The 26,307-nt window shown below is 60.1% G+C and carries 23 protein-coding genes; 9 read left to right on the forward strand and 14 right to left on the reverse strand.

Annotation, left to right across the window (positions count from 1 at the left end; translation table 11 throughout):
- Window positions 1-406: 406 nt before the first annotated feature.
- Both AA309_RS02895 and AA309_RS02900 read right to left on the reverse strand, forming a co-directional pair.
- A complete protein-coding gene (locus tag AA309_RS02895; protein ID WP_047187486.1) occupies window positions 407-2,800 on the reverse strand; it encodes a penicillin acylase family protein in 2,394 nt (797 codons plus the stop codon).
- Between the two features lie 89 nt (window positions 2,801-2,889).
- Window positions 2,890-3,618 carry an oxygen-binding di-iron domain-containing protein gene (locus tag AA309_RS02900; RefSeq protein ID WP_047187487.1) on the reverse strand — a complete coding sequence of 243 codons (729 nt, stop codon included), beginning with the start codon at window positions 3,616-3,618 and terminating at the stop codon, window positions 2,890-2,892.
- A 281-nt stretch (window positions 3,619-3,899) separates the two neighbouring features.
- On the opposite strand from AA309_RS02900, the gene AA309_RS02905 reads away from it, so the two are divergent.
- Entirely contained in the window at window positions 3,900-4,319 is a 420-nt protein-coding gene (locus AA309_RS02905) for a hypothetical protein (RefSeq protein ID WP_047187488.1), read from the forward strand.
- Between the two features lie 351 nt (window positions 4,320-4,670).
- Here the strand turns inward: AA309_RS02905 and groL are convergent, their stop codons facing one another.
- Window positions 4,671-6,317 carry a chaperonin GroEL gene (groL, locus tag AA309_RS02910; RefSeq protein ID WP_047187489.1) on the reverse strand — a complete coding sequence of 549 codons (1,647 nt, stop codon included), beginning with the start codon at window positions 6,315-6,317 and terminating at the stop codon, window positions 4,671-4,673.
- Window positions 6,318-6,357: 40 nt separating this feature from the next.
- Window positions 6,358-6,672: a co-chaperone GroES gene (gene groES / locus AA309_RS02915; protein WP_047187490.1), complete on the reverse strand. Its 315-nt coding sequence runs from the start codon at window positions 6,670-6,672 to the stop codon at window positions 6,358-6,360.
- Between the two features lie 217 nt (window positions 6,673-6,889).
- Between groES and AA309_RS02920 the strand changes: the two genes are divergently transcribed.
- From AA309_RS02920 to AA309_RS02935, 4 genes are all read left to right on the forward strand, one after another.
- Complete coding sequence (locus tag AA309_RS02920; RefSeq protein ID WP_047187491.1) at window positions 6,890-7,186, forward strand: hypothetical protein; 297 nt, start codon at window positions 6,890-6,892, stop codon at window positions 7,184-7,186.
- A 70-nt stretch (window positions 7,187-7,256) separates the two neighbouring features.
- Entirely contained in the window at window positions 7,257-8,129 is an 873-nt protein-coding gene (locus AA309_RS02925; RefSeq protein ID WP_047187492.1) for an SDR family oxidoreductase, read from the forward strand.
- Between the two features lie 12 nt (window positions 8,130-8,141).
- Window positions 8,142-8,888: a DUF4336 domain-containing protein gene (locus AA309_RS02930; protein ID WP_047187493.1), complete on the forward strand. Its 747-nt coding sequence runs from the start codon at window positions 8,142-8,144 to the stop codon at window positions 8,886-8,888.
- A 206-nt stretch (window positions 8,889-9,094) separates the two neighbouring features.
- Window positions 9,095-9,433, forward strand: coding sequence for a DUF6665 family protein (locus AA309_RS02935; protein WP_047187494.1), 339 nt, complete (start codon window positions 9,095-9,097; stop codon window positions 9,431-9,433).
- A gap of 369 nt (window positions 9,434-9,802) precedes the next feature.
- Here AA309_RS02935 and AA309_RS02940 read toward each other — a convergent pair whose 3' ends face one another.
- From AA309_RS02940 to AA309_RS02960, 3 genes are all read right to left on the reverse strand, one after another.
- Window positions 9,803-11,122, reverse strand: a complete 1,320-nt coding sequence (locus tag AA309_RS02940; RefSeq protein WP_200901931.1) for a low temperature requirement protein A — start codon at window positions 11,120-11,122, stop codon at window positions 9,803-9,805.
- A gap of 472 nt (window positions 11,123-11,594) precedes the next feature.
- The gene (locus AA309_RS02945) at window positions 11,595-12,554 is read right to left on the reverse strand and encodes a GGDEF domain-containing protein (protein WP_047187535.1); all 960 of its coding nucleotides are present in this window, start codon (window positions 12,552-12,554) and stop codon (window positions 11,595-11,597) included.
- A 1,939-nt stretch (window positions 12,555-14,493) separates the two neighbouring features.
- Window positions 14,494-15,054: a hypothetical protein gene (locus tag AA309_RS02960; RefSeq protein ID WP_047187497.1), complete on the reverse strand. Its 561-nt coding sequence runs from the start codon at window positions 15,052-15,054 to the stop codon at window positions 14,494-14,496.
- Between the two features lie 414 nt (window positions 15,055-15,468).
- Here AA309_RS02960 and AA309_RS02965 point away from each other — a divergent pair, with 414 nt between their 5' ends.
- Together AA309_RS02965 and AA309_RS02970 are read left to right on the forward strand one after the other, a co-directional pair.
- Entirely contained in the window at window positions 15,469-16,422 is a 954-nt protein-coding gene (locus tag AA309_RS02965) for a carbohydrate kinase family protein (RefSeq protein WP_052954450.1), read from the forward strand.
- Window positions 16,419-17,351 (forward strand): pseudouridine-5'-phosphate glycosidase, encoded by a 933-nt coding sequence (locus AA309_RS02970; protein ID WP_047187498.1) that lies wholly within the window; start codon window positions 16,419-16,421, stop codon window positions 17,349-17,351. Before AA309_RS02965 ends, AA309_RS02970 begins: the two co-directional genes overlap by 4 nt.
- A gap of 188 nt (window positions 17,352-17,539) precedes the next feature.
- Here the strand turns inward: AA309_RS02970 and AA309_RS02975 are convergent, their stop codons facing one another.
- Both AA309_RS02975 and AA309_RS02980 read right to left on the reverse strand, forming a co-directional pair.
- The gene (locus AA309_RS02975; RefSeq protein ID WP_047187499.1) at window positions 17,540-17,776 is read right to left on the reverse strand and encodes a BrnA antitoxin family protein; all 237 of its coding nucleotides are present in this window, start codon (window positions 17,774-17,776) and stop codon (window positions 17,540-17,542) included.
- Between the two features lie 114 nt (window positions 17,777-17,890).
- Window positions 17,891-18,574 (reverse strand): phosphoglycolate phosphatase, encoded by a 684-nt coding sequence (locus tag AA309_RS02980; RefSeq protein WP_047187500.1) that lies wholly within the window; start codon window positions 18,572-18,574, stop codon window positions 17,891-17,893.
- Window positions 18,575-18,995: 421 nt separating this feature from the next.
- Here AA309_RS02980 and AA309_RS35025 point away from each other — a divergent pair, with 421 nt between their 5' ends.
- A complete protein-coding gene (locus tag AA309_RS35025; RefSeq protein ID WP_160310386.1) occupies window positions 18,996-19,157 on the forward strand; it encodes a hypothetical protein in 162 nt (53 codons plus the stop codon).
- Window positions 19,158-19,633: 476 nt separating this feature from the next.
- Here AA309_RS35025 and AA309_RS02985 read toward each other — a convergent pair whose 3' ends face one another.
- The 4 genes from AA309_RS02985 to AA309_RS03000 all read right to left on the reverse strand — a co-directional run bounded on the left by AA309_RS02985 (window position 19,634) and on the right by AA309_RS03000 (window position 23,116).
- Window positions 19,634-20,530, reverse strand: a complete 897-nt coding sequence (locus AA309_RS02985) for a DMT family transporter (RefSeq protein WP_047187501.1) — start codon at window positions 20,528-20,530, stop codon at window positions 19,634-19,636.
- Between the two features lie 269 nt (window positions 20,531-20,799).
- On the reverse strand, window positions 20,800-21,528 hold the full coding sequence (locus AA309_RS02990) for a Crp/Fnr family transcriptional regulator (protein ID WP_244470238.1): 729 nt from the start codon (window positions 21,526-21,528) through the stop codon (window positions 20,800-20,802).
- Window positions 21,529-21,755: 227 nt separating this feature from the next.
- A complete protein-coding gene (locus AA309_RS02995) occupies window positions 21,756-22,145 on the reverse strand; it encodes a c-type cytochrome (RefSeq protein ID WP_200901932.1) in 390 nt (129 codons plus the stop codon).
- A complete protein-coding gene (locus AA309_RS03000) occupies window positions 22,142-23,116 on the reverse strand; it encodes a Vgb family protein (RefSeq protein WP_047187503.1) in 975 nt (324 codons plus the stop codon). Before AA309_RS03000 ends, AA309_RS02995 begins: the two co-directional genes overlap by 4 nt.
- 387 nt (window positions 23,117-23,503) lie before the next feature.
- Here AA309_RS03000 and AA309_RS03005 point away from each other — a divergent pair, with 387 nt between their 5' ends.
- Window positions 23,504-24,541 (forward strand): MBL fold metallo-hydrolase, encoded by a 1,038-nt coding sequence (locus AA309_RS03005; RefSeq protein WP_342027922.1) that lies wholly within the window; start codon window positions 23,504-23,506, stop codon window positions 24,539-24,541.
- Between the two features lie 246 nt (window positions 24,542-24,787).
- Here AA309_RS03005 and AA309_RS03010 read toward each other — a convergent pair whose 3' ends face one another.
- Window positions 24,788-26,305: a tripartite tricarboxylate transporter permease gene (locus AA309_RS03010; RefSeq protein ID WP_047187504.1), complete on the reverse strand. Its 1,518-nt coding sequence runs from the start codon at window positions 26,303-26,305 to the stop codon at window positions 24,788-24,790.
- Window positions 26,306-26,307: the final 2 nt, after the last annotated feature.

Here is a 26,307-nt window from a genome sequence, read left to right on the forward strand (position 1 = left end):
TTTGACTTATGGAAACAGGATACGCCTCACCGCTGGGGTGGCAAGTGACTCGCAGGAAGCGCTGAGGCCGAGTGCGGGTCAGCCATTCCTGGAGCCAAGTGGTTCCTGGAGCCAAGTGGTTCCTGGAGCCAAGTGGAAGGTGCAGGTTGGGTCGAAATGAGACGAACAGCGCGACCCTGTAAAAGTCCGCTTATCGGCCGAGCACGGAGATCAGGATAAGTTCCGCCCCGTGCCACAAGCTGACGTCATTGCCCGTAGTGGGAGGCGCGTTTTGGGCAACGCAGTCTCAAAGACAAGCGCTCGGAGATCTAGCCTGCAAAATTGTCGCGCCACACAGCAGCACTCCATCTCTGTTCGATACCCACTGACATTGCTTCACTCTGACCGGCTATCTGGGCTGGTATGCTCATTGCGGGTGGAACACCATCCGCCACTTTGGTTCTCCTGGTAGGAATGGGGTTGCTCGGCCCCTCACCCAATCCTCGTGCCCGACATTGTAGTAGGGTGAGAGAGGATGAGCGGTCTGGCTGGTTGGCATGTGGAAGATGCCTGTTCCTTCATGCCCCGGTACCACCACGAAACGCTCCGATGCTCCGGTTCCTGGGCCAGCCACCCGAGGCTGATAGAGATCCCCCAGCAGCGGCTCATTCGGCGGGTTCAGAAAGAGCGCCAGCCCAGGTACGGCTCTTGCAAGCGGATGTCTGATCTCCGCCCGGTTGGCAGCGCCCCAGGTAAAGGCTTCAAGTCGGCCATCCGCCTGTATGGCAACGGCTGAAAGAGTTTTCTCGATTGCTGCGTCCACGACTGCATCCCAATCCCGGTAACCGAGCGGCACGAGATGAGCCGGGCGCTCTGACAACAACCGCCACACCGGCTCATCTGCCTGCCTTGGTAAAAAAGGCTGAGGGGGGCGGCCGCCCGCTAGTGCGGGCTCACCTGTTCGCATCGGCGCGGTATAGGCCGTATAGACTGCATTGATCAGTTCCGTCCGAAATGTCCGGACAAGTCGGTAGCCGACAGAGTCTGGAACTGCCCGGCCTCCCCAATTCTCGGTCGCCGGGATAAGCGCCGCGTAATGGGGGTTTCGGGCCCCTGCCCGCAAGCGCTGAAGCATCAAAGCCTGCCACCGTTCCAGCAGCATCCCGCGATCATCCAGTTGGATGGCCAGCATGTCCTGTTCGTCAAAAAGCTCCTTGGCCAGTAATCCGTCTCTGATCTGGCGGGCACGGGATCCGTGAGCATAGGCGCCAAAGCCAATCTTCGCCAAGGCCTCCCCGCCGACCACTCGGCTGTTTGCGGTCCAGATGCGCCGGTTCTCGGGGTTGTAAACCACCGGTACTTCCTCCGGCGCCAGATATCCGCTCCAGCCCTTGGTCCCGTCCGCCCACGACACTGGGACTCGTCCATCGAACCCGAAGCGCTTCGGCATCGCCGTGGTGACCGTCCAGCCGATGTTGCCCTGAGCATCGCCGACAACGAGGTTCTGATGCGGAATGCCCATCCGGTGTGCGATGTCTAGGGCTGTACGCGCCGTCTCGGCACGCTCCAGTTCCAAGATGCCGCGCAGGTTGACCGCCACAGGATCGTGCGCGATCCAGCGGTAAGCATGTTTGCGGCCTTGGCGGTCGGTGCCGATGACAGGGCCCCAGAGGCTCTCCTCAATTGGGAGGATCTCGCATGCGGCGTCCTTGGGACAGAGGCGCTCCTCAACACGATCGAGGTGCCGAGCGCCCGCGGGCGTGCGATACAGATCGGGGCGTTCCGCGACAGGTTCGAGGATGACCACGTCGCTCGTATCGGCATAGCTGTTGGTGAAGCCCCAGGCGATCTTGCCGTTGCTGCCGGCTACGATATTCGGAGCACCGGGCAGCGTGACGCCCGTGATGTTGAGGGCGCTGCCGCCGCCTTCGTCATTCAACACGAGCCGTGCTCTGTACCAGATATTCGGAACCCTCAGGTTAAGATGCATGTCGTTGGCCACGATCGCGGCACCGCGGGCACTGAGGACGCCTCCCACTGCCCAGTTGTTGCTGCCCCGGCTAGTAACCTCCTCGTTGGCCTCTCCCGATGGCCGAGGCAGCCCCGCCCTTTTCTTGATGTCGCTGTCCGGCATTGCCGGCATCGGCAGGGTCGACCCATCGAGTGGGGCATCCCACGATGTCCCCTCGGGAAAAAGGAAGGCGGTCAGCGGCCCTCCAAGTGCCTCCTCCGCATTGGCCCGTCGACGCTCGGTTGCCCCGTCGGCTTCCTGCAGGTCCAAATACATCGTGTATACAGTCAGAACGGTGTCTTCGGCTGTCCAGGGCGCAGGCGTCGAACGCAGGACCAGGTATTCGAAAGGGGTGGCGCCCAAGTTCTGCAAGCCCCGATTGACCCCAGTAACATAAGCATCAAGAACTTCGCGTTCCTCTGGCATCATTGCGGCTAACACTGCGGCGGCGCGTTTCCGGAAGCGATGAACTCGATGTACGCGGTCCTGGTTCAGGGTGACAGTTCCGGCCAACTCCGAGAGTTCGCCTGCCGCAAGGCGGCGCTGGCCATCCATCTGAAAGAAGCGCTCCTGTGCGTGCAAGAAACCTAGTGTCCAAGCGAGATCGGTCCGGGAACGCCCGACAAGCGTCGGCACCCCCTGGGCATCCCGCGTCACCGTGACGGGAGCGGAGAGTTCAGGCGCTGCGACATTGCCTTCCAGCATTGGGAGGCTGGCGCGCAGACGCCAATACATCAATGTGCCGCCAGCGAGAGCACAAATCGCAATCAGGCCGAAAATCACCAACGTTCCGCGGATCCAAAACCGCATTCGAGAGGGGTTTCCGAGCAGCCACATCGTAGCTCCTGCAATGACCCGGCCGCCCGGATCGTTTCCGCGAGACGCCAAGTTGCGGTCTTTCAGGCCATGGCAGCCCGCAAGCGGGTATCATAGGCACTGGCAAGGTCCTGAAGGGCCACAACGGCATTGCCGGCGTATGAGGAACCATGCATGACCGCAAGCATGCGTGGCGCCAGATCCGCCAACTTGCGGATTGTTGGTGCCGTTGTTGGGCCAAGGCTCGTAAATCCAAAAATGTCTTCCGCCGCGAGCGACGGGCTTACAATCTCCGTTTCAACCATTGCAGGGCCATTGCCGACGTGGGTGAAGAGATCTCCGCAGAATAAGGTCCTGCTCGTCTCCTCATAAATCACACCTGCATCCCAGCCATGCGGCACGTGCGGCGTGTCGATGTAGCGGATCCGCCTGCCCCCGATGTCGAGAGTTTCACCATTCGACAACACCCGTGGAGGCCGATCTGCCATATCGATCAACGATACGGTAGATCCCGTCATTCCGTGTGCAATCTCCGCCTGCGGAGCCACCGCAAGCCACTCGTTCATTGAGCCGCATTCGTCAGCTTCGTAATGACCGAACGTGATCCAACGCAGCTTGTCGATCGGCATGATCCGGGAGACGGCCGCAGAGACAAGCGGGAACATCGTTCTCAGGCCTGTATGAAACAGCAGCGGATCATCGCCCATGATCAGGAATTGGTTGAACGTAAAGCCGGAGGGCGGCACGATATCAGGCACGAAGGTCGACAGGCGGTAGATCTTATCACCAATCTCATCGATCCTGGTTTCCATCTTGGTTCTCCATTGCTTCTCCTGCCAATGGATGATCCCCCAATCACTGGCTCAATTCTCGCCTGATTGACGTTTTAGAGTTTGAGCTGCACTGACGTGAATGAACGCTCACTCGGCTCATGAACACGAGCTTGAATCTTTTAATTTTAGCATTCTACCCGAAAGTGACCAATTCCGGGTGATCAAAGGGCATCTAGCGGTAAAATTACAAACTGCCGGGTGCTGCGAGCGCAGTCCTGTTTGGGAAGCGTTGTATCGAGGTGCTATGTGGAGGAACCGCCATGGACATCCTTCCGTCAAGCTTCACCGCCGCAGATTGGATAGCTCTCGGACTTATTGCTCTGGTGCCCGTCTTGATGATCCTAGGCATTTATATGATCCGCCGAGAAATGCATGCAGAGGCACTTCTTCGGGCACAGTCCATCACGCTCAAGACGACCAAGGATCAGCGGCAGCAGTGGCGAAACGCGGCCCTCTCTCGTGAGATGATCGACCTGCTTGATGATATCGATACCCTGCTCAACCTGATCGCCGCTGATCAGGTAGTGACACGACAACAGCACAAGGAAGCGGTGCGCTTATCCTGGGCCAGCCGCCATATCCCCTTCCGTACGCTTCTGCTCGGCGGCTTGGCCCTGGCGGGAGTGCTCTCTGCCATCTTCATGGTGATAGCCCAAGGTCCTACCAATCCTATCCCCTGATCGGCATAGGTCCGCAGCCGAGCCTAATTCTGCAGAGCAGACCTACAACTGGGTCAGCGTGGCGGCGCAACTTATTGGTGTCACTTGCTGACGATCGCTCATCTCGAAGGGCCGATCAAACCCTCTTTGAAGAGCCTTGGCGGCAGGCACGCACCTCTTACCTCGTCAGCTGGGCCATAGAGATGATTTGATGCCGGGATCCAGAGAGAAAGGCGCAGTCCCGGGGTTCGCGCGGGCAGCCCTCGCGGTGCGGAGAATCTCCAACCACAGCACGAGTGATGCCGAGTGAGTAGAGGCCAAAGGAAAGCCCCGGATTTCACCGGGGCCACCTGTCCCAGACTTAGCAGGGAGTTAGAAGTCCATGCCGCCCATGCCACCCATGCCGCCACCGGGCATGGCGGGAGCGGCTTCCTTCTTCGGCAGCTCGGCGACCATGGCCTCGGTGGTGACGAGCAGACCCGCCACGGATGAGGCATCCTGCAGAGCCGTGCGGACCACTTTCGCCGGGTCGACGATGCCGGCTTGGACCAGGTCCACGAACTCCTCAGCCTGAGCATCAAAGCCAAAGGTCTCGGACTGGGCGTTGTCGTTGATCTTGCCAACCACGATCGAGCCTTCCACGCCGGCGTTCTCGGCGATCTGGCGGATCGGAGCCTCGAGGGCGCGCAGCACGATGTTGATGCCCGCCTTCACATCGGCATTGTCGCTCGAGAGCTTGGCAACCGCAGCCTTGGCGCGCAGCAGAGCCGTGCCGCCGCCGGGGACGATGCCCTCCTCGACCGCAGCCTTGGTGGCATGCAGGGCGTCGTCCACGCGATCCTTCTTCTCCTTCACCTCGACCTCGGTTGCGCCGCCGACGCGGATCACCGCGACGCCGCCGGCCAGCTTGGCCAGACGCTCCTGCAGCTTCTCACGGTCGTAGTCCGAGGTGGTCTCCTCGATCTGCGCCTTGATCTGCGCCACGCGCGCCTCGATGTCCTGCTTCTTGCCGGCACCGTCGATGATCGTGGTGTTTTCTTTCTCCACCCGTACAGTCTTGGCCCGACCCAGCATATCCAGCGTGACGTTCTCGAGCTTGATGCCGAGGTCTTCGGAGATCGTCTGTCCGGCGGTCAGGGTCGCGATGTCCTCGAGCATGGCCTTGCGGCGATCACCGAAGCCCGGAGCCTTCACGGCGGCGATCTTCAGGCCGCCCCGCAGCTTGTTGACCACCAGAGTCGCTAAGGCCTCGCCCTCGATGTCTTCCGCGATGATGAGCAGCGGCTTGCCGGTCTGCACGACAGCCTCGAGGATCGGCAGCATCGGCTGAAGCGAGGACAGCTTCTTCTCGTGGATGAGGATGTAGGGATCCTCGAGCTCGGCCACCATCTTCTCGGCATTGGTGATGAAGTACGGCGAGAGATAGCCGCGGTCGAACTGCATGCCTTCGACCACATCGAGTTCCGTCGCCGCCGTTTTCGCTTCCTCGACCGTGATCACGCCCTCGTTGCCGACCTTCTGCATGGCCTCGGCCAGCATGCGGCCGACCTCGGCATCACCATTGGCCGAGATGGTGCCGATCTGAGCGATCTCCTCGGACGAGGCGACCTTCTTGGCCCGGGCTTGGATGTCCTTCACGGCCTCGGCAACGGCGAGATCGATGCCGCGCTTGAGGTCCATCGGGTTCATCCCAGCGGCCACCGCCTTGGCGCCTTCCTTCACGATGGCCTGAGCCAGAACCGTCGCGGTCGTCGTGCCGTCGCCGGCCTCGGTGCTGGTCTTGCTCGCCACTTCGCGGACCATCTGGGCGCCCATGTTCTCGAACTTGTCGGCAAGCTCGATCTCCTTGGCGACGGTGACGCCGTCCTTGGTGATGCGCGGAGCGCCGAAGGACTTTTCGATCACCACGTTGCGGCCCTTCGGGCCGAGGGTCACCTTCACCGCATCGGCGAGGATGTCGACGCCGCGCAGCATCTTCTCGCGGGCATTGGCAGCAAACTTGACTTCTTTGGCAGCCATGGTTGTTCCTCCTGTTCTGATGGTTCTTGATTGGTGCCGCTCAAGCGGCCTTCCGGGACGCACCAACTCCCTCGATCACGCCCATGATGTCGGACTCCTTCATGATCAGGAGATCCTGACCGTCGATGCGCACCTCGGTGCCGGACCACTTGCCGAACAGCACGCGGTCGCCGGCCTTCACGTCGAGAGCCACGACCTTGCCGGTCTCATCGCGGGCGCCGGGGCCGACGGCGACGACTTCGCCCTCCTGCGGCTTTTCCTTGGCGGTGTCCGGAATGATGATGCCGCCGGCCGTCTTCTCTTCGGCCTCGATGCGGCGGACGACAACGCGGTCGTGCAGCGGACGGAATGTCATGGATGCCTCCTCGTTCTGTTCTGGATTGGGGAGCACTCGACTGCGCCGGGCAGAACGTTAGCACTCGACGCATGAGAGTGCCAAAGCAGATTATTAGCTTGGTGCCAAGGGTGACGCAATCTCCTCCTTCTGGAGGAGAGCGCTCAGAACCGTTGCCTTAGGAGCTGCGTTGACCCGAGACAGCGGCCGCAGGCCGCCTTGGCAGCGAGGTTCAGCAGTGTCGAGTTTCAAAACCGTCGAAGAAGTCTGTGAGAGCAAGAGCATCACCCTTGTCCTTCATCCCGCTATCCGTCGAGCCGTGAAGGGTTATGAGGAGAGCTTCTATATCGGCTTACGCTGCTTTCTGAAGGGAGAGTCCGACGGCGTTTTCTTCCTGCCTCTCCAAGACGGCGGGTATGTCCGTCTCGTATTCTCCCAACGCTACTCTTCAGGAGGGCACCCGATCTTGAGGGTTGATCCGCTGACCTCCGAGGGACTGCAGCGGATCAAGACGGCGATTGACACCGGCTCTTGAGCTTTGCCGCGGAACCGCCGGACGCCCGCACCGTTTCCGGGGCGCATTCCCGTTTCATCGGAGGCTGGCTATGGCCGATCAGGAGAAACGTCCCGCCCCGGCTGAATTGGCTGTTGATCACGATCAACCTGCTCCCGGTCGCGAAGCCGATATGCAGCTGAAGCCGGACAGCGATCTGTCCAACTATAAGCCGGCCTGCAAACTCGTCGGGAAGGTCGCTCTGATCACGGGCGGCGACTCTGGCATCGGGCGAGCTGTCGCAATCGCCTACGCCATGGAAGGCGCGGATGTGGCCATTGTCTACAACCACAGTGAGGATGATGCAGCCGAGACATGCCGTCTGGCCGAGCAACGTGGCCGGCGCTGCCTGTCACTCCTGGCCGATGTCACCGTCAAAGCTGACCGTGAGCGTATTATCGAAGAGACCGTGTCTCGCCTGGGCCGGCTCGACATTCTCGTCAACAATGCGGCTTACTTCGAAGGCGATGGCACGCTGCCCGAGCTTGAGGAGGAAGGCCTACGGCGGGTCTTCGACACGAACATCATCGCCTACATGCTGATGGCACAGGTTGCGCTGCCGTACTTGGAGAAGACCAGCGGATGTATCATCAACACGTCCAGCACGACATCATTGCTCGGCAAGAAAGGCGCTTTGGCTTATTCGAGTTCTAAGGGTGCCGTGAACGTGTTCACCAAATCACTCGCAGACGAGCTTGCCAGCAGGGGCGTGCGCGTCAACGCGGTGCTTCCAGGCCCGTTCTGGACCCCTGCCATCGCCACATCGAGCGAGGAGACGGTCAAGACCTTCGGCAGCTTTACGATGATGGGTCGTGCGGGCCAGCCGGAGGAGATTGCGCCAGCCTACGTGTTCCTGGCGGCTGACGCATCATTTATGACAGGAGCTTTGCTCGAGATCAGTGGCGGCTTCAAATCCGTTGATTAGCGAGGACGCAGGATGGCGAGCGAGGTCGGCCTGGATGGCACCTATCCTCCTCTTGACGTCCTCAAGCCTGTTGCGGAGGGCGTCTGGATCGTCGACAGCGGGCCCCTTCACGCCTTGGGTTTGACGCTGCCCATCAGAATGACGGTGGTGCGCCTGTCCAGCGGCGATCTTTGGCTTCATTCCCCAACCCGGTTTACGGAGGAACTCCGCGCCCAACTCGGGCAGCAGGGGCGTATTACGCATCTGATCGCGCCGGACATTGCGCATTGGTCCTTCCTGCAGGACTGGCAGCGAAACTGTCCGAAGATCCTGACGTGGGCAGCTCCCGGGCTGCGGGAGCGCAGGCAGGTGCAGAAGGCCGGGATTCGGATCGATTATGTCCTCTCCGATACCTCACCCCCGGAGTGGGCTGGTGAACTGGAGCAGATCATCGTCCGCGGCTTAGGCTTCAATGAGGTGGACTTCTTCCACCATCCAAGCCGAACACTGATCATAACGGATCTGGTTCAGAACCTGGAGACGGAGCGTCTGCCTGCGTTTACGCGGATCATGGCCCGTCTGAATGGTATCGCGGCACCACGGGGTCGGGCACCGATTTATCTGCGCCTTGCCGTGAAGGCGAACAAACCCGACGCTGCGAGGGCAGCAACCCGGCTCGTCGAACGGCGGCCGGAGCGAGTGATCTTGAGCCATGGCCGCTGGTTCGAACGAGATGGGACGGAAGCCCTCAAACGATCCCTGGACTGGCTCATAAGCTAGGCTGGACTTCGGTCGATTGAGAGCAGGGGAAGAGCTTTGTTCCCTGGCCTTCTTCATGCCCGCCTGCTGCTCACAAGCTGACAATGGCCGCAGGCGGTATTTCACGGATTTCCGACCGCCCGCGAGCTTGCGCCAGGGTGTCGCGGTTCCACATGGGGACGACGACATCATCTCTTCCCCATCGTCGCGTGTTGCGGAGACCTAAAATGGCAGTTCGCCTACCCCAGAACCTATCGGCGGGCCTCCAGCAGGAAACCGGCTGGAGCGTTCTTGATTACGAACTCCGCGAGCAGAAAGCGCAAACGCTGGGGACCTTGAGCGGCCAAGTCGAACAGGCTCTTGCAGCATTACGGGCCTTCGATGCCGATGTGCACAGATCCGACGAGCGGATCCGGCGTCATATCTTGCTGGACGAGGCCGCCGACCGGGTTTGGGCCTTCATGATCCAGCGGGAGATGTGCGGATTCCGGAACTGGGATGCTGTCGTGAGAGATTACGACATCCCCCGGGAGGTGCTGAATCGGGTTGGGCAAGTCAGGCGCTAGGCGGACCAGCGCATCGTGCGGAAAAGTGGATCCGGTTTTCCGCACCAAACGATGCGCTGATTGAGGAAGGGAGCATCGGATTCATCCCGAAAGTGGATTCCACTTTCGGGTCCGAGGCTCCAGGTACTTTTGAGGCGCGTCACCCATCTCACCGGATGCTTGTGCTGTCCCGGTCACAGACCCGGTGCCCGGAAGGTCTGAAACGGGTCAAACCAGGAAATACCCCGCCTTTCAGGATGGTCCGGTACTCTCTACTTAAGCAGCCATTCGGCCCGCTTCCGCTTAGCCATGAACGGACGTTTGGTTCTGGTACAGCGTTTGGCTTAGGCGAGGACATGTTCGAACAAAGATGATCGACGGCCAGAAGCATTACTGGCGATGCGTGTGAGGCAAGGAGGAATCCACGTGCACGCGCTGATGCTCTATTAGAGTAGCCGCGTCCTCTTTCACAAGTGCCTCTGCCTGATGGCGATGTCCGAGTATTTCATAGCCGAAAACTGTGACGGCCGGCGCGAGCATGAGGATAACAAGGCAAGCCGCCATGTCGATGCCGGCAAACGCCGCAATGACGGCGAGCGTCGCCACGGTGGCCGTCCCAATCAGCAACCAAGCGTGAAAGGGATCAAACCGGCCGACGAGATAGGTGTAGAGCGCATAGATCGAACCGAGATAGACACTAACCGGAATGGCGACGCAAAGCACCGTCGCGAGCGCCCCGATATGGGCCTTGTGCTCAATGAAATAGGCTGCGACATGCAGCCCAGCCCCGGTCGCGACAATGGAGCCGACGATCACCATCTGGCCGTAGCCCCAGACGAAGGACCGATTGCGGTGGGCTTCGAGTATCTGCGCGGACGGCAGTATGTAATAGACCCACCACATGCCGAAGGTGAGCCCGATGCCCGCGATGCAGACCAGGGCCGCGTCCGTCGTCCAGCCCTGTTCCTCGACCACGGCAGACAGCGTCGCGAGCGTGCCCACGATCCCCTCGCCGAGCGCAATGATGGCGAACAGGCCGTGGCGCTCGGCAATATGATGGGCGTGCCAGGGTGTGCCTCCATCCTTGCGCTCGGCGGTGACGGGTCCCGCAAGTTCGATGAGCACAAGGGTGCAGACGAGGATGAAGGTCACACCGAGCGAGAAATCGAAAAAGATCAGCACCACCCAGCCGAGTTGGGCGATCGAGATGGCGACGGCATAGGTCAGGCAAGCGCGGTGCCGGGCGGGATCCTGCCTGGCAGCGCGCAGCCATTGGAACACCATGGCGACGCGCATGATCACATAGCCGAGCACCATGACCGAATTGTCAAGATGTTCACCGTGCTCGATGGAGGCGAACATGCGCGGCAGGCCAATGGCCAGGACCAGCACACCGATCATCTGCACCATGGTGACGAGGCGGAAAATCCAGTCATCGGTATCGTAGGCCGAGGAGAACCAGGAGAAATTGACCCAGGCCCAGCAGATGGCGAAGCTCGCAAACCCGAAGCCGATCAGGGCAGCGGCGTAATGGCCTTCCGCCAGCTCATGGGCGAACTGGGAAGCCGCGAGCCCGAAGCTGACGACGAACGTCAGGTCGAACAGCAATTCGAGCGGGGTCGCGACGCGGTGCGCCTCGTGGGGATCGCGGCCGCCCATTCGTCGGGTGTGATGGTGGAGTGTTTCGGAGCCGGCCGGCGTGGTTTTCATGACCAGTCCTTCGTTGGTGATCGTAGGGCCAAGCGCGCCTGCGAGAGCAAGGGCCGCCAGGAGCCAAGGAATCCAACGTTCAGCGATCCTGACTCTAAAATAAAATAGAGCCACCTGTTTGGCCATCCGTCTGCTGAACCTGGTCCACGGAGGAGTAGGATTGAAGGCCTGCCCGGCAACTCGCCTCCTCCCAAAGAGACAACTTTCCGCCTTCACGGATCCGTGAATGAACGCGGACGGACAAAGCCCCTCGGCCAAGTGACGAGATCTCCCTTAAGACAACCGCAGTCATTAATGCTGTTCTAACCTTTTTATTATCAAGCACTTTTCTGCCATCGGCATGGGACGATTATCGACACCCTGAGTTCCCCGTTTCCTGTAAGCGCCCGGCTTTCGTTCTAGAACTGGCCAACCATAATGTCGGCGAAGTGTCAGCGAACACCTGTTGTACAAGCAACTTCACCAAGGTTGCCTAGAATGCCTTCGTCCAGGTCGTTGGCGTTCGTCCTTCGAAGCTAGCCTTTGTGCAGTTTCGGCCATCCGCCTTGGCGGCATACAGGGCGCGGTCGGCTCGATGAAGAATAGAGACACGATCATCGTGCGGCAGAGCCTCCGTCAGGCCTGCACTGAAGGTGTAAGTCAGCTCAAGTCCACTGCTCCCAAGTCGAACCAGAGGAAATTCCTTTCGAATCCGTTCAACAATCGGCACGGCGTCGGTGAGCCTGACTTCCGGCAGAAGCAGCAGGAACTCCTCTCCGCCCATCCGTCCCAAATAGTCCTGAACCCGGACCCTTTCCCGGCAAACTCGGGCAAAATGCTCGAGCACGGCATCACCCGCATCATGCCCGTAGGTGTCGTTGATTGCCTTGAACCCATCGATGTCGATGATGACGGTGCACAGGCTTGAACCTACCCCTCTTGACGCAAGTGTCTCATCGAGCAATTCGAAGATGTGGCGGCGATTTGGCAGGCCGGTTAGTTGGTCGGTGCGCGCGGCCGCAAGGGCCTCCTCGTGCGCCATGCGCAAGGTTTTCTCGTTGTGCTTCAGGGCCGTGATGTCGGCGCCCACGGACAGAACCCAGCCATTCGGCAGGATCGTATGATCCATCCAGAACCACCGGCCGTCGACAAGATCCGTCTCGAATGACTTGCGAGGCACGCTTCTGCGCCGCGGCAGCGTCCGGGCAATGAAAGCCTCCACATCATGATCGTCGATCCTCACGCCCAAACCATGCTTGGCCGCATGGCGCAGGATATCGGTAAAGGTGTAGGGACCCTCATAATCTCCTAACAACATGCCTTGGTAGGTCTTGTTGGCGTATCGGAGACGATCCTCGGCATCGTAGAGCGATACCGCTTGGCCGCTTTCAGTCAGGGCCTCGACCAAGGCCTGGAGAGTCTCGTCGCCGAGATCTGGAATAAACTTAGTCATCACGAACCGGGGCACGATCAGGAGGAAGTGCTGGAGCCATCAAGGCTGCGGGAGTGTAAACGATTACACGAGCAAGAGGAACTCTCCTGATCCGGCCAAAACGGCTCTTGGTGCATAGGCCGATGTCGGAAAAGCACACGGCTTAGGCCAATTCTCAAACCTGCACGTGCGGAATCCTGCGCGCCCATGCATTGAGGCTTGGAACAGTTCAGGCCCTGAAGATCCCCTGCCCTTTTCGAACTTCCGCTTAGATCAGGTTACCTGCCTTTGGCTTAGGTCTGGAATGTGCCAGAAGCTGACATTAAAGCCAACTAAAAGCTGACTGGATGACCAGAGAGCCTCAGGAACGAGGTTTTCTCAAGCCCGTTAACTCCCTGTTCAACGGGAGCTCTGAGATTACTCATGGCAAGGCTTGGGCACGTATGGACGGTACTTGCAGGATGCATTCTCGCCGGTGGTCTTGCGGGAAGTGTTTCCGCGCAGCCCCGAATGGATCGAGATTGGGATGGTGGCCGCGAGTGGCGGGAGCGGGATTGGAACCCGGATCGCGATCAAGGCTGGAGAGATCGAGGCTGGGAGCGGGGTCGGCGTTGGCGCGATAGAGAACGAGATTGTTATTACGAGACCCGCCGTTACACGAACCGTTTCGGTGAAACTGTCATAAGACGATACCGTATTTGCGAAGATTAAGGCCGAGCGATCGGTGATATAGAGCCTATCACCGATCTCCTCGCATTATCGGGGCGTCGAAGGGGAGCTCGGCGCAGGAGATGCTGGCGTAGGCGTGGGCGAAATCGTCGCTGCACGAGGTCGCGATTGCACCCGGTCGAACATCCGCAGGGCTGCGTCTACGCAGGCTTGCGTAGAGTCCCTATCGCTACAGGCGACTCGAAGCTGCGTATCGCCACTACGGAGAAAAAAGCGGGCACCGCGCCCTGAACGATCGTCGTCATCGTCGCGCATGGCACGTCCGCGCCGTTCACTTTGATCATCGTCCCGATCGCTCTCTCTGTCCCATCGGCCACGGCTTTCCTGCCATCTATCGCGCCAATCATCGTCATCTCGCGACGAGCTCTGGCTCCACGCTGACGTTCCGATGAGAGCCAGTCCAGCTGCTAGAATAAAAGCCTTCCGCATGTGGGTCTCCGTTAGAGCGACGCTACACAGAATGCACGCGAACATTTCTTTGAGCGTCTAAGGTACAAGATTAAAGGCGCTCAGATGAACAGAAGGGAGGAAGCGCAGGTTCCAGATGCAGAGACGATTCCCGCCACCAGGAACGGCCAAACGAACTGACTTGTCAGCTTAAGCGCAACGAGCAGACCAAGACGCCACTTCCGAGAAGTGCCAAGTGCAGTCATTCTTGCCGCAGAGCAGCAGTGGATCTCAACATCGTGTCGGCTTCTCTATCGTCGCTTCGGTACCCGGATGGAGTTGACGAAATTCTATCCCTCCCTAGCCACCCGGCCGCTTGTGAGCGCCGTGCCACGGCAGCTGGCCTAATACTCCAGGATAAGGAACTGACAGACTAGGTGAGAACTTCTTAGAAGCGGCGATCATGGCGCCTTGACCTTAGTATCCGCGGGGCGCTTTTGGTGGAAAGACATGCTGTGGGTCATTCTTCTCGTTGGCGTCTCTGGTTTGGTTGGTGGCTACGCAGCCGAACGAGCAACCATCCCAAAACTTCAATACCGTCCTGGCACGCCCAATGAGGTGGTCGCAACATGTCGCCAAGCGGTCATTGCGGCAGCCCGTACGCACGCCGCCGAGATGGGCGCAGAGTTGATCCGAGTGGATGCGACAAGCGCCGGCGAAATGCGGCGGACGCGAAATGGTCAGCGGGCGCCGGTGGAGGTTGGGATTGTCTATGGGCGTCCAAGCGGGCGGGAAGCCCGCCAGGGCGTTATTGAATGTCGCGTGGGAGCGCGCGGGCAGGCGACTATTGCGGAGCTTGCAGGCGCAACACGCTAGGCAGTTCCTGTGCACGAGCAACCGGCGCCGCCGACTGACGCGCAGCCTGATCGGTCTGCCGGGCGACCGTACTCCGTGCAAGGTTGGTTCCTGCGACACGCTGCTGCGCGCTCGCCGCGGCCGTTTTCCGAACGGATCCGGTTGCTCTCAGTGCCGCAGGGCGCACGCGCTGCTGACGAGCCGTAGCGGACGCGGTGTTCGTGGCACGTTGTTGCGGCTCGGCTTTCGTCTCGGCGCTCGGCTCAGAGTTGGCGGGTTTAGCACTGGCCGCCCCCTTCAGACGAGCGACCTCGGCCTCGGCTGCATCGCGCGCCTTGATAGCTGCTTCCAATTCGGCACGCGCAGAAGCTGCGTCGGCCCTCGTCTTCACGAGTTCCTCGAACAGATTGGCGCGCACCCGGTTGAGCCGGGCGACCTCGTCCTCTGGGGATGCCCCGGCCGCGCTCGTGTACGCGATGCCAAATGCAACAGCTGCCACGATTGCAAGGCTTGCAGAACGCAAGCTTCCCTGGCTCTTTCGATGTGACATAGGAGACACTCCCAAGCTCGTTGATCATGGCATGATGTCGACCGAGCGGCGATCCTGCTCCCCTGGCGCATGGTCTGGTAGCCCCGCAGAAGGATTAGCTCTTGAGAGCAGGTCTTCGTCGGTATTCTGATACAGCGGACGAATGGCAGTTCTGGGTCAAAAGAGGTCTTAGCGTGATGTCCTGTGCCGATCTGCTTATCCCACTTGTGCAGAACTCGCATTGGAGAACATGCTGCACTTCCGAACATGTCAACGGTCAGGTTTCCTACGTCCACTCAAGTGCGAATCTGCAGCAGATAGAGGGTCGATGCCCAAGACGCTCACCCTCGAGTGTTCTCCGCTCAATGACTTGGCATATCACCTAGCATATCATCCGCGTGGGAAAGACCGCCGCAACGCGAAAGGCCTGTATGCATGCATCTGGACTCAGGCAGGGTGATCTGCATCGGCGGCGCAACCGTTGATCGAAAATACCGCGCACATGAACCCGTCCATCTAAGGACGTCCAACCCCGTCGCATCCAAGCGGTCGTTCGGCGGGGTGGCCCGCAATGTAGCGGAGAACATCGCGCGACTTGGTGCGAGGTCATCCCTCATTTCGGTACTGGGGCAGGACGAGAATGGCGCCGCAATCCGAGCGGGCCTCATGGGGCTGGGCATCGGCACGCAGCACGTGGCGGTCTCGAGCGACTATGCTACAGCGGAATATGTGGCTGTCCTTGAGCCGAATGGGGATCTCGCCCTCGGCTTGGCCGATATGGCGATCTTTGACGCCCTCACGCCGTCCCTGTTGCATCAGGTTTGGCCCGAAATGTCGACATCTTGGATCTTTGCCGATTGCAACCTTCCTTCACAGACGCTGCATGAGCTCGTCAATTTGGCTCGTCGACACTCCTCTATGCTGGCGGTTGACGCCGTCTCCATGCTGAAAGTCAGGCGCCTGCCCCACGACCTGAACGGTGTCGGGCTCCTCCTTCTTAATCTGGATGAGGCACAAGCCCTCCTGGGCAAGTTCAGTGCACCACCGCAAGAGCTCGCGGCGGCCCTGCTCGACGCTGGCGCCACGCGGGTCGTCCTGACTCTCGGCGAAGGTGGGCTGATCGCAATGGATGGCTTAGGACTCACGAGAGTCGAGGCCATCCCAGTCCAGATCGTCGATGCGACTGGCGCAGGTGATGCTCTCATTGCCGGCACGCTTGTCGCTATGCTGAGGGGCCGCTCCTTGGCGGAAGCAGTGCGAATGGGTACGGTGGCGGCGGCATTGACCTTGGAGTGCCCGGACAGCGTTCGCCCGGATCTCTCGCTTGATTTGCTCGAGTCCACTGTGGCACGGAGTGTCAACCAGAGACCTGAAGGGGAACCCGTATGAGCCGCGATATCGACGGTCGCTTTCTCGACTTTGCCCCCGAGGTGAGATCGACCTTGGAAAAGGGCGGTGCCGTCGTGGCCCTCGAGTCCACCATCATCACTCACGGCATGCCACACCCCCAGAACGTGACCACGGCCCGCGAGGTTGAAGCCGTCGTGCGCGTGAATGGAGCCGTACCGGCGACGATTGCGATCATCGCCGGGCGGATCAAGGTCGGCCTCACGGACGAGGAACTCGACTGGCTTGGGACGGCCACAGACGTGATGAAGCTCAGCCGTGCCGACCTGCCCTACGCCATTGCGGCGAGGCGTCATGGTGCAACCACGGTTGCCGCAACCATGATCTGCGCTCATCTGGCGGGGCTTCGGGTTTTCGCCACGGGCGGGATCGGCGGTGTTCACCAGGGGGTGGAGATCACGATGGACATCTCGGCCGATCTTGATGAATTGACTCGGACCCCTGTCACGGTGGTGTGTGCAGGTGCCAAGGCCATTCTCGATTTGCCGCGAACTCTTGAATATCTCGAAACCCGCGGCGTCCCTGTTGTGGCGTACCAGACGGACGACTTTCCGGCTTTCTGGAGCCGGACAAGCGGACTGACCGCTCCCATACGGCTCGACAGCCCGGAGGCGGTCGCTGATCTCATCGACATCAAGGAGGCGCTAGGCCTTGGCGGCGGCGTTCTTGTAGCCAATCCTGTCCCGAGGGCTGATGAAATTCCCGCCGACGAGATGAAGGTCTTCATCGACCGGGCGGTTGCTGAAGCCAGACGCCGTGGCGTTGTCGGTAAGGCCGTGACACCCTTCCTGCTGTCATTTCTTTTCGAAAGCACGGGCGGACGTAGTCTGGCCACCAACATTGCCCTGGTCAAAAACAACGCCGCGTTGGCAGCGCGACTTGCGGCATCACTTGCCAAGCCTGCTTCGTAAAGTCAGTTTGCGTCACTTGGCCTGCGGTCTCGTCCCAAAGTCCGGAAGAGGTGGTGGCTCAACGAAACATTTGCCTCAATCATGTCGCGACCAGAGAGACCATCGGCTACTGACTGAACTGATTGAGTGGCCGACTGCACTCCAAGACAGGAGTTGCGCGTCCCACGAGACAATCCCTCACTTGCCAGCTATTTGCCAGCTATCTTGCGTAAAGCCACATTGATGCGGTCCTGCCATCCCGGACCGTCCTGCTGAAAGTATTCGAGCACATCCTGGTCAATGCGCAGAGTGACGGTCTCCTTCACCCCCGGGAGGGACGGAGCCTTAGGAGGCGTCTCGAGCGGCTTGGTTGTCGCCTTCCTGAAGGCAGCTTCAGCAGCCTTCAGCGGATCGGTTGAACGGCGCCCTCCAGGTGATTTCGACATATTTTCCTCTCCATTCAACGCTGCCTTTGAAGCTACTTCCTACCAGAACGGTTGTAAAATAACGCCTTCCTATAGGTCTGACCAGGATTAAGCCAGAAGAAAGCGGCACGGGTTTCAGCGCAAGAGGTCTTCTGCTGCAATGCCAATCCCGATGCTCGGTACGAGATCGGACATGGTGTCGAGAAGCTGATCAGCCGCCAACTCCGTAAGCGGCTTGTGATTGTAGCCGTACGTGACCGCGAAGACGCGCACGCCCGCCGCTCTAGCCGCCTGTACGTCATGGTAGTTGTCGCCCACCATTAGGGCCGCCCCCGGGCTTACACCGAGCCGATCAAGCGCCATCAAGATGGGAGCGGGGTGAGGTTTGCGCTCAGGAAGGGTATCGCCTCCGATCACGGCACTGAAGAACGCTCTAAGGCCAAGGGCCCGAAGAATCTCTGTCGTCGCCGAACAGGGTTTGTTGGTGACGACCGCCAACTGGAGCCCCAATCGCCTTAGGCTCTCCAGTGTGTCCAGGACGCCCGGATAGGCCTCGGTGTGATTAGCCGCATTGGTATCGTAAATCGCAAGGAAGTGGTCAACGAGTGCAGGGAGGCGCGCCGGGTCTCCTCCGGTCGCGGCCAGGGCGCGCTCAACCAATTTGGCGACACCGTCGCCAATCATCGATTTGACTTCTTCCAGGGAGACCGATCGCAGTCCCTCCCCCGCTAGAAGCGCATTCATAGCGTTCTGGAGATCGCGCGCGCTATCGACGAGCGTTCCATCGAGATCGAAGATGACGGCTTCAAGCTGGGTCATGTGATCGCCTTCAAGGATTTCTGGTGGAACACTAATCCTGGCGTACGAACAGGCAACACGCTACCGTCCGACGGCGCTTGATGGCTTTCTCGGGTAAGATGAGACAATGGAGGACAAGGTGCTCGGCCCGTGCGACAAGACCGTCGCCAGCAATCCAGGGCCCCGTTCCAACATCGCTTGGTTCTGTGCCGCGCCAAGGGAGACGCGGATAGCGTCTGGAGCAACCCCGACCGCGAAGGCCTCACTCGGCACGAGGGCGAAGCCCGACTGCCTGGCATAGACATTGGGATCAGCCCGGCGCCACCGCTCCGGAAGCAAAAATCAAAGATGATGCCCTTCTGGATGGGCTTGGAACACATGCCCTTGGAGAATCCGTCGTGCGATGGTTTGACGGGCGGCGCTCTCCCCACGGATCGCAGTTGTGATAGCGTCGAGTGTGCCGTCGACGATCCGCCCCTTCAAAGGAATGCTGGTCGCGAGCCAGTACGTGAGCAAGGCCGAGAAAGTCCGCTTCGATATCTCGCGGCAGGCGCGGACAAAGAATGGATTGAACTCCGCCAATACGGTCCCGGCTCACGATTGAGCCACAGGCCGCTTTTTCACCGCCGAGAACAGCCATCATGCCCTGCCGGTAGGCTTTCGAGCCACGATGAGCCTTCACCTCGGGTACTCGCTGCTCCAAGCGCTGGTCCTGCTCGCCTCATACCGTGCAGCAAACTTTCTCACCTGCGGCCTAAGCCTAACACTCTCGGCATCTCGGCCCTGCCGCTGGCGGTCCTGCGCTTCGTCAAACGGGGACAAACGGGACCGATTGCTCAATCTGTGTCCTGTCCGTGACCAGTTCCAAGCGCCTCTCGCGCAATCAAAGATCCGCCTTCGCCGCCGATTGCGAAAACGGCAGGTTTTGAGAACGATCGCAAGGTCTGCTGAGTACCAGGAACGGACAATCCCAGTTCGAGCCACGCGGGTGCGGCGCCAGCGGGTACGGCGCCATGAGATCCCAGAACCTAATCCTGCGACCAGAGGTAAGTGACGGAGAGCCGGCGATACCCGATTGCCTTATCGCAGGCGGTCCCAGACGAGTGCCGCCAGCGGCATGACGTGGTTGCGCCTCAGAGTGATGATCAGAACGCCGCAGAGCGCGATCCCGGTGCCGAGAGCCATCCGGGTGTCGAAACGATCCCCAGTCACCAAGATCCCCATCGCCACGGTCATCAATGGATTCATGATCATGAGAGGCGCGATCAGGTTGGCCGGATACTTGCCAATCAGGCCATAGTAGATGGTGTGGGCCAGCAGGGACACGATCAGAGCCGAAAACAGCAGGGCCATCATGAAGGCCCAGCCAGCCTCCAGGGCTCGGGGGATCTGATCGGTCTCAAAGCCTGCCGTCAGGAACGCCAGCGGCACCACGGATGCGAGCCCGACCCAGGCTTGGAACCGCAGCGGCTGAACGCCTTCCGTCTGCTTCATCATCACGGCTGCCAGCGACCCTGCAGCTGCAGATCCAAGGATCAGAACGAGCCCACTGGAGACTGGAAGCCCATTGTCGGGATTCCACATCACCAGCACGCCGCCCACGAAGGTCATGGCAATCCCAAGCCCTCTTCTCCAGTAGATTTTCTCTCCCAGCATGACGACGGACAGGAGGGTCGTGATCGGAAGCCCGAGCTGGGTTACGACGGCGGCACTTGAAGGACTTGCGCTCTTCATGCCAAGGAAGAAGAGTGCGAAGCCACCACCGCCCATGAGGAACCCCACCAGAAGAATGCGCCAGATCGGACGTGGAACGGGCAGGAGCCACGGCACGGCCAACAGCGCGACGATCCCATATCGGGTCGCTGCATAAAACAAGGGCGGGATCTCCATGCCGGTCACGACGAGCTTGCTCACCACTGTGTGCATCGCCCACAAGAGGCACACCAGGAGCATCAGGGAAAAATCACGGAGATTCATGAGCTCTGATAAACCGGCCCTGGAGGGCACCACAACTGCCAAGAGCGTTGAGCTGGCATGCGCAAGCGCAGGGGCCCCGTTGATGCGCCGCTCGTTTTTCCTGTCAAACAGGTGCACGAGAGAGGGACCGGCTGTCCCGTCATGATTTTTCTATGGTGAGTGCCGAAACGCCTGCGGAAGACACAGGGGACTCATCGGTGACTAAGCCCTGATGGGCTGTGTCCGTGCCATTGCCGTTGGCCGAGTGCGCTCCTGGAGACAGACACAGATCACTCTCGCGCATAAGTGTGAGGCAACAGGCGCTCGAATCTGCGGCGCACGGTAGCGTAGCACTCGCAAGCCGCACCTTCGAGACCAGCCCGATCTGTCACGGTGATTTGCCCTCGGCCCTGTTTGATCAGCCCCGCTTCCTGAAGTGCTCGCGTAATGGTGCTGATGGTAGAGCGCTGAACCCCGAGCATGTCAGCCAGGAGCTCATGCGTGAGCGGCAGGGTATCCTGGTCGCGCCGATCATGAACACTGAGAATCCATCGGCAGCAGCGCGCCTCGACACTGTGAACGGCGTTGCATGCCACGTTCTGGAGGACACGCGCCATCATCGCTTCGCTGAAACGTAGGATCAATTGCAGAACCTTCGGGCGGCTGCTGATCACCTCGCGCATGAGCTCCATGTCAATTCGGGATGCCGCTCCGGGAGCCTGTACGACATAGCGCCCGAATGCCTGGCGGCTGACCATCGTGCCGACGAGGCCGATCACACCCTCGCGGCCGTAGACTGCCATCTCCGCAGAGCGGCCGTCTTTCAGCACCGCGACAAGCGCCACCACGGTGTCATGGGGGAAGTAGGCGTAGCGAAAGGTATCGCCCGCCTCGTGGACGACCTGATCCTGCTCCAGATTTATGATCTGAAGATGCGGCTCGAGACAGGCGAAATCAGCAGGCTCCAGCGCGGCCAGGAGCCGATTGGCTCGATGATTGGGTCTCGCGTCTTGAGTCAAGCTGTGTTCCGGCATTCGCATGCCGCAAGCTAAACCGATTACAGCCCAGATCAAAAGCCAGAATACGGTTGGACGGTCGCAAGCAGCCGCTCGCCCGAACATTTCGTCCGTGATACTTCATAGCAAGGGGAACAGGGCTCGTGTCACTCGCTGAAGCAAGTGAGCTTCGCCAATCCGGCTGATCCGAGAGTCGTCACTGAAACAAGCTGTCCGATTAGCCACGCTTGCTACGGGCGAGGGATGGCCCGCAGGTAAGCGATCAGGTCCGCGCGTTCGGCTGGATCGTCGACCCCATGGAACTGCATGCTGGTCATCGGCGCGACGGCCTCGGGTTGTGCGGTAAACCTGTCGAGCAGCGATTCCGACCAGACCCTTTCACGGGCTGCGAGATCTCGCATCGCCGGCGAGTAGGCGAAATCGTTCTGTGCGGCAATAGGCCGGCCGATGATGCCTGCGAGATTGGGACCTTGCAGGTTCGTCTCGCCCGGCATGACCGAATGGCACGAGTAGCAGTACTGGAAAACCCGTTCGCCCTGGGCCGGATCGCCCGCGTTGGCAGGCGATCCTGCGCCCGGAAAGACCGTACATGCAACCAGGACCGCGATCCGTGGCCTCACTGCGTGGTTCCGGTGCGGATCACCACGAGCCTGTCCGCGCCAGACTCGGGCAGCCAGACCTCCCCTGGCCGGCCGAGGATCTGGCGGACATTCGCCCCCTCCTCTGATTTCGGGATGGTTGTGAAAGCCTCCGTCCTCGGATCGAAGGCATGGATTGCGTTGCTGCCGAAGTCCGATACCCAGACGGTGTTGCGCTCATCGACATAGACTGCATAGGCCCGGGGCTGCTCGCCTGGCAGCTTCCAGGCCCTCCAGTCACCGCTCTTGGGATCATGCATGGAAAGCTGGCCCGAGTTCCACTCGGAGATCCACAGACGTCCCTGGCTGTCTGACCAGACCCGCCGCGCCCCCTGGTTCGGCGTCGGCGGCTCGATCACCTTCGCGTCCCCCGTCTCCAGATCGATCTTCGCCAGGTGACTTCCTGCCAAGGAGACGTAGTAGATTTCCCCGTCCGGGGTCGAGGCGATGCCGTAAGGTCCCCGCCCCTTCGGATCCTTGAACACCTTCATATCGCCCGTCTTGGGATCGAGGCGGCCGTAGATGCCGTTCTGGCCCGTGAACCAGTGCACGCCGTTCCTGTCGAAGGCGCCGGTGTTCAGATTGGTGTAGCCGATATCCTCGGGCAGCCGCCAGATCTTCACCTCCTCGGTCTTCGGATCGAAGCGCACAATGGCGTTCTGCCCGCCATCGGTGATCCAGGCAGCCCCATCCGGCCCCTGAATGACGCCGTGAGGCGCCGACCTCGGGCCGAGCGGCACCTCACGGACGTTCCCTGTATGAGGATCGAGAATGCCGAGGGCGCCCTTACGCTGGGCGGTGTACCAGACCTTCCCGTCTGGGGCCGGTGCGACATCGTGCGGACGGGCACCTTGCGGGAGTTCATAGACCTGTCGGTCGAGCGCAAATGCAGATGACACGGCAATGAACGCGGCGGTCGCCGCAAGGGCGAGGCGACTGAAAAGCGCGTGCATGGGGCTCTCCTGCTGTCGCTGCAGAGCATGGAGCCAGATTGTGTCAATCCTCCAAGACGACAAGACGGGAGACGTTCACACTGCCGCGAGAGCCCTAAGGGCACTCGATCGCCTTCAGCGCCCTTTCCATGGCATCTGGAAAGATGACACCATGGTGGTGTTCGCCGCCTAAACAAGCGCAGGGATGCGTTCGCCTGAAGTGGAGACAATGGCGTGAAGGAGGAGGCGACTGTTCCACCTGATTGTGGGTCTGCAACGGCCCAGGAGGCTCAGGGGCGAACGATTTCGACCTGCTCCACCTGATTGAGACAGCCTAAGGGGAGCCCTAAGTGCTGTTCGGCACCGCATTCAGACCAAGGGGTAACCGTGCTATCGCGCAGAAGGTTCGTGCAACTGGTCGGACTTCTTCCCTTCGTTGGTACTACGTCGCACGCTCGGGCCGCTCAGGGCAGCTTCTACTACAAAGGTCCGCGGAGCGACCACTTCGACGGGCAGCGCTTCTTCAACCCCGGCGGAGAACGCTCCCGCAGCTTTGTCGATTTTCTCCATTGGCAGCTCACCAAGCAGGCGGTGCCCTGGCCTGAGGTTTATCCAAGCCCGTTCCAGGACACGCCTCCAGCGCGTGTCGGAAGGCGTGATCTCCGCATCAGCTTCGTCGGGCATGCGACTTTCCTGATCCAGATCGCCGGTCACAACATTCTCACGGATCCCATCTGGTCCGAGCGGGCCAGCCCCGTTCCGTTTGCCGGACCGCGCCGATACAACAGACCGGGCATTCCGTTCGACCGCTTGCCCCGGATCGATACAGTGCTCGTCTCGCACAACCACTACGATCACCTGGACCTCCCTACCCTCGTACGCCTCTGGGAACGCGACCGACCGAGGATCGTGGCCCCGCTCGGCAACGACACCATCATCCGGACTCATGATCCGAAGGTCGCCGTGACGGCTCTGGATTGGGGGGACAGCATTGCACTCGCACCTGGTCTCCAGGTGTTTGTCGAGCCGGCACATCACTGGTCCGCTCGGGCCACCAATGACCGTAATCATGCGCTCTGGGCATCCTTCGTGGTGCGTGGTGGCGATCACTCAGTCTATTTTGCCGGTGATACCGGCTTTGGCGGCGGCAGGCACTTTCGCGCTATTGCAGGCAGACATTCTGGCCTTGATGTAGCTCTTCTGCCCATCGGCGCTTACGAACCCCGCTGGTTCATGGCGCCTCATCATATGAATCCTGAGGAGGCGGTTCATGCTTTCCGCATTCTCAAGGCCAAGTCTGCCTTGGGTTGTCACTGGGGAACCTTCAGGCTCACAGACGAGGGCGTTGACCAACCGCCTCGAGATCTTGCCAACGCTCTTCGGGCAGGAACAATTTCCGGCCGTCGCTTCATCGCCATGCGACCAGGTCTGGTTTGGACAACCTGATCTGGCGCAATGTCTGCTTAGGGTCACAACCGGACCTAATGTGCGATGATATAACCGCTATTGTTCAGCCATAGAAGGCCACCAGCACGCGCATGCAACCCGGCACCCGATAACTCGTGAGGGTGTGCAAACCAGTGTCTCGATTGGAGACTAGTGATGCAGAGAGTCTTATGGAGGAGCATCTTTCAGATTTGATGATAGATGCTCCTGATTTGACTTACGTGAATGACTCGATAGGGAGATTCATCAGGTCAGTTTCATAGGGCGCGCATGTGACACGTGGCGAGACACTTGCATGATCGCGCTCACGAGCGGAATGCTCCACAACAGCAGGACGAAGATTCCTAAGACACCAGCGATAGGACGCTCAAAGAAAGCGAGCAGGTTGCCATCCGCTATCGTCATCGACGTCAGAAAATTCTGTTCTAAAAGCGGCCCTAGGACGATGCCGAGGATGATGGGTGCAATGGGAATACCAGCCTCCGACAAGGCAAAGGCGAGAATTCCGAAGACCAGCATGACACCGATATCGAAGATCGTGTTGTTGATGGCGAATGAGCCGACGATGCAGAAGAGGAGGATCACGGCCATCAGCTGAGGACGTGGAACGCTGAGGATTTTGCTGGCTGCGCGGATGGCAAGCCAGCCGAACGGTAGCAGCGCGATATTGGCGATGAGGAAGATCATGAAGACGGCATAGAGCATCGCTCCTTGCGTCTCGAAAAGGCGCGGACCGGGATTGATGCCCTTCATGAACAGCACGCCGACGGCAATGGCCGTCACCGCGTCTCCGGGCACGCCGAAGACGAGCGCCGGCACCCAGGCGCCGCTCAAGCCCGCGTTGTTTGCGGCACCGGCCTCAATGACCCCTTCGGGATGCCCTGTACCGAATTTCTGCGATTCCTTCGAGAAACGGCGGGCGGTAGCATAGGTGATCCAAGCCGCGATATCGCCACCGGCACCCGGCAAGATGCCGATGATGGTGCCGATCACCGATCCGCGCGCAACATTCGTGCGGTATTTCGAAATGAGAGGAAGGATACCATGGAAGATCCCAGTGATCTTCTGAGGCTTTGCAAAGCGCTGCCGGGCCGTTCCGTTCAGGAGGCTGTAGAGAATTTCCGAGATAGCGAACATGCCGATCATGGCCGGAACGAAGCTGACGCCGCCCATGAGCTGAACGGAACCAAACGTGAAACGCGGCGATCCACTGATGACATCCATCCCGACGGTTGCAATCAACAGCCCGATGAAGAGGGATAGCAGTCCGGCCACGAAGCCTGTCGAACTTACAAGCGCAGCGCAGGACAAGCCGATGCACGCGAGCCAGAAATACTCGAAGCTCGAGAAGTTCAAAGCAACACGCGCAAGCGACGGTGCAGCCACCATCAGGACGATAGCTCCGAACAGGCCGCCGATGACAGAAGAGACGAGGCTGGAACCCAGTGCCTGCGCACCTAGCCCCTTCTTCGTCATCATGAACGTCTCGTCAGTATAGGCCGCCGAAGCGGGCGTTCCGGGAATGCGCAGCAGACAGCCCGGAATGTCGCCTGCCGTAATCGCCATGGCCGTGCATGCGACGATAGCCGCAATCGAAGACAGCGGGTCCATGAAAAACGTCATCGGCACGAGAAGCGCTGTTGCCATGGTTGCTGTCAGTCCAGGAATAGCGCCGACGAAAAGACCGAAGATGGAAGCCAGCAGGACAGTGACGATAACCTGCGGATCCGCGATGAGCCTGAAGGCCTCAAGAAGCGTTTGCATGT

This window comes from Microvirga vignae, from assembly GCF_001017175.1.
Taxonomy (GTDB): domain Bacteria; phylum Pseudomonadota; class Alphaproteobacteria; order Rhizobiales; family Beijerinckiaceae; genus Microvirga; species Microvirga vignae.

Bases quoted from the DNA above. Each gene is read 5' to 3' on its own strand.
- AA309_RS02945 (WP_047187535.1), bottom strand. From the start codon at position 12,554: ATGACTAAGTTTATTCCAGATCTCGGCGACGAGACTCTCCAGGCCTTG.
- AA309_RS02925 (WP_047187492.1), top strand. From the start codon at position 7,257: ATGGCCGATCAGGAGAAACGTCCCGCCCCGGCTGAATTGGCTGTTGAT.
- AA309_RS02935 (WP_047187494.1), top strand. From the start codon at position 9,095: ATGGCAGTTCGCCTACCCCAGAACCTATCGGCGGGCCTCCAGCAGGAA.
- AA309_RS02895 (WP_047187486.1), bottom strand. From the start codon at position 2,800: ATGCGGTTTTGGATCCGCGGAACGTTGGTGATTTTCGGCCTGATTGCG.
- AA309_RS03000 (WP_047187503.1), bottom strand. From the start codon at position 23,116: ATGCACGCGCTTTTCAGTCGCCTCGCCCTTGCGGCGACCGCCGCGTTC.
- AA309_RS02985 (WP_047187501.1), bottom strand. From the start codon at position 20,530: ATGAATCTCCGTGATTTTTCCCTGATGCTCCTGGTGTGCCTCTTGTGG.
- AA309_RS02900 (WP_047187487.1), bottom strand. From the start codon at position 3,618: ATGGAAACCAGGATCGATGAGATTGGTGATAAGATCTACCGCCTGTCG.
- groL (WP_047187489.1), bottom strand. From the start codon at position 6,317: ATGGCTGCCAAAGAAGTCAAGTTTGCTGCCAATGCCCGCGAGAAGATG.
- AA309_RS02960 (WP_047187497.1), bottom strand. From the start codon at position 15,054: ATGTCACATCGAAAGAGCCAGGGAAGCTTGCGTTCTGCAAGCCTTGCA.
- AA309_RS02970 (WP_047187498.1), top strand. From the start codon at position 16,419: ATGAGCCGCGATATCGACGGTCGCTTTCTCGACTTTGCCCCCGAGGTG.
- AA309_RS02940 (WP_200901931.1), bottom strand. From the start codon at position 11,122: ATGAAAACCACGCCGGCCGGCTCCGAAACACTCCACCATCACACCCGA.
- AA309_RS02905 (WP_047187488.1), top strand. From the start codon at position 3,900: ATGGACATCCTTCCGTCAAGCTTCACCGCCGCAGATTGGATAGCTCTC.
- AA309_RS02965 (WP_052954450.1), top strand. From the start codon at position 15,469: ATGCATCTGGACTCAGGCAGGGTGATCTGCATCGGCGGCGCAACCGTT.
- AA309_RS02975 (WP_047187499.1), bottom strand. From the start codon at position 17,776: ATGTCGAAATCACCTGGAGGGCGCCGTTCAACCGATCCGCTGAAGGCT.
- AA309_RS03010 (WP_047187504.1), bottom strand. From the start codon at position 26,305: ATGCAAACGCTTCTTGAGGCCTTCAGGCTCATCGCGGATCCGCAGGTT.
- groES (WP_047187490.1), bottom strand. From the start codon at position 6,672: ATGACATTCCGTCCGCTGCACGACCGCGTTGTCGTCCGCCGCATCGAG.
- AA309_RS02980 (WP_047187500.1), bottom strand. From the start codon at position 18,574: ATGACCCAGCTTGAAGCCGTCATCTTCGATCTCGATGGAACGCTCGTC.
- AA309_RS02930 (WP_047187493.1), top strand. From the start codon at position 8,142: ATGGCGAGCGAGGTCGGCCTGGATGGCACCTATCCTCCTCTTGACGTC.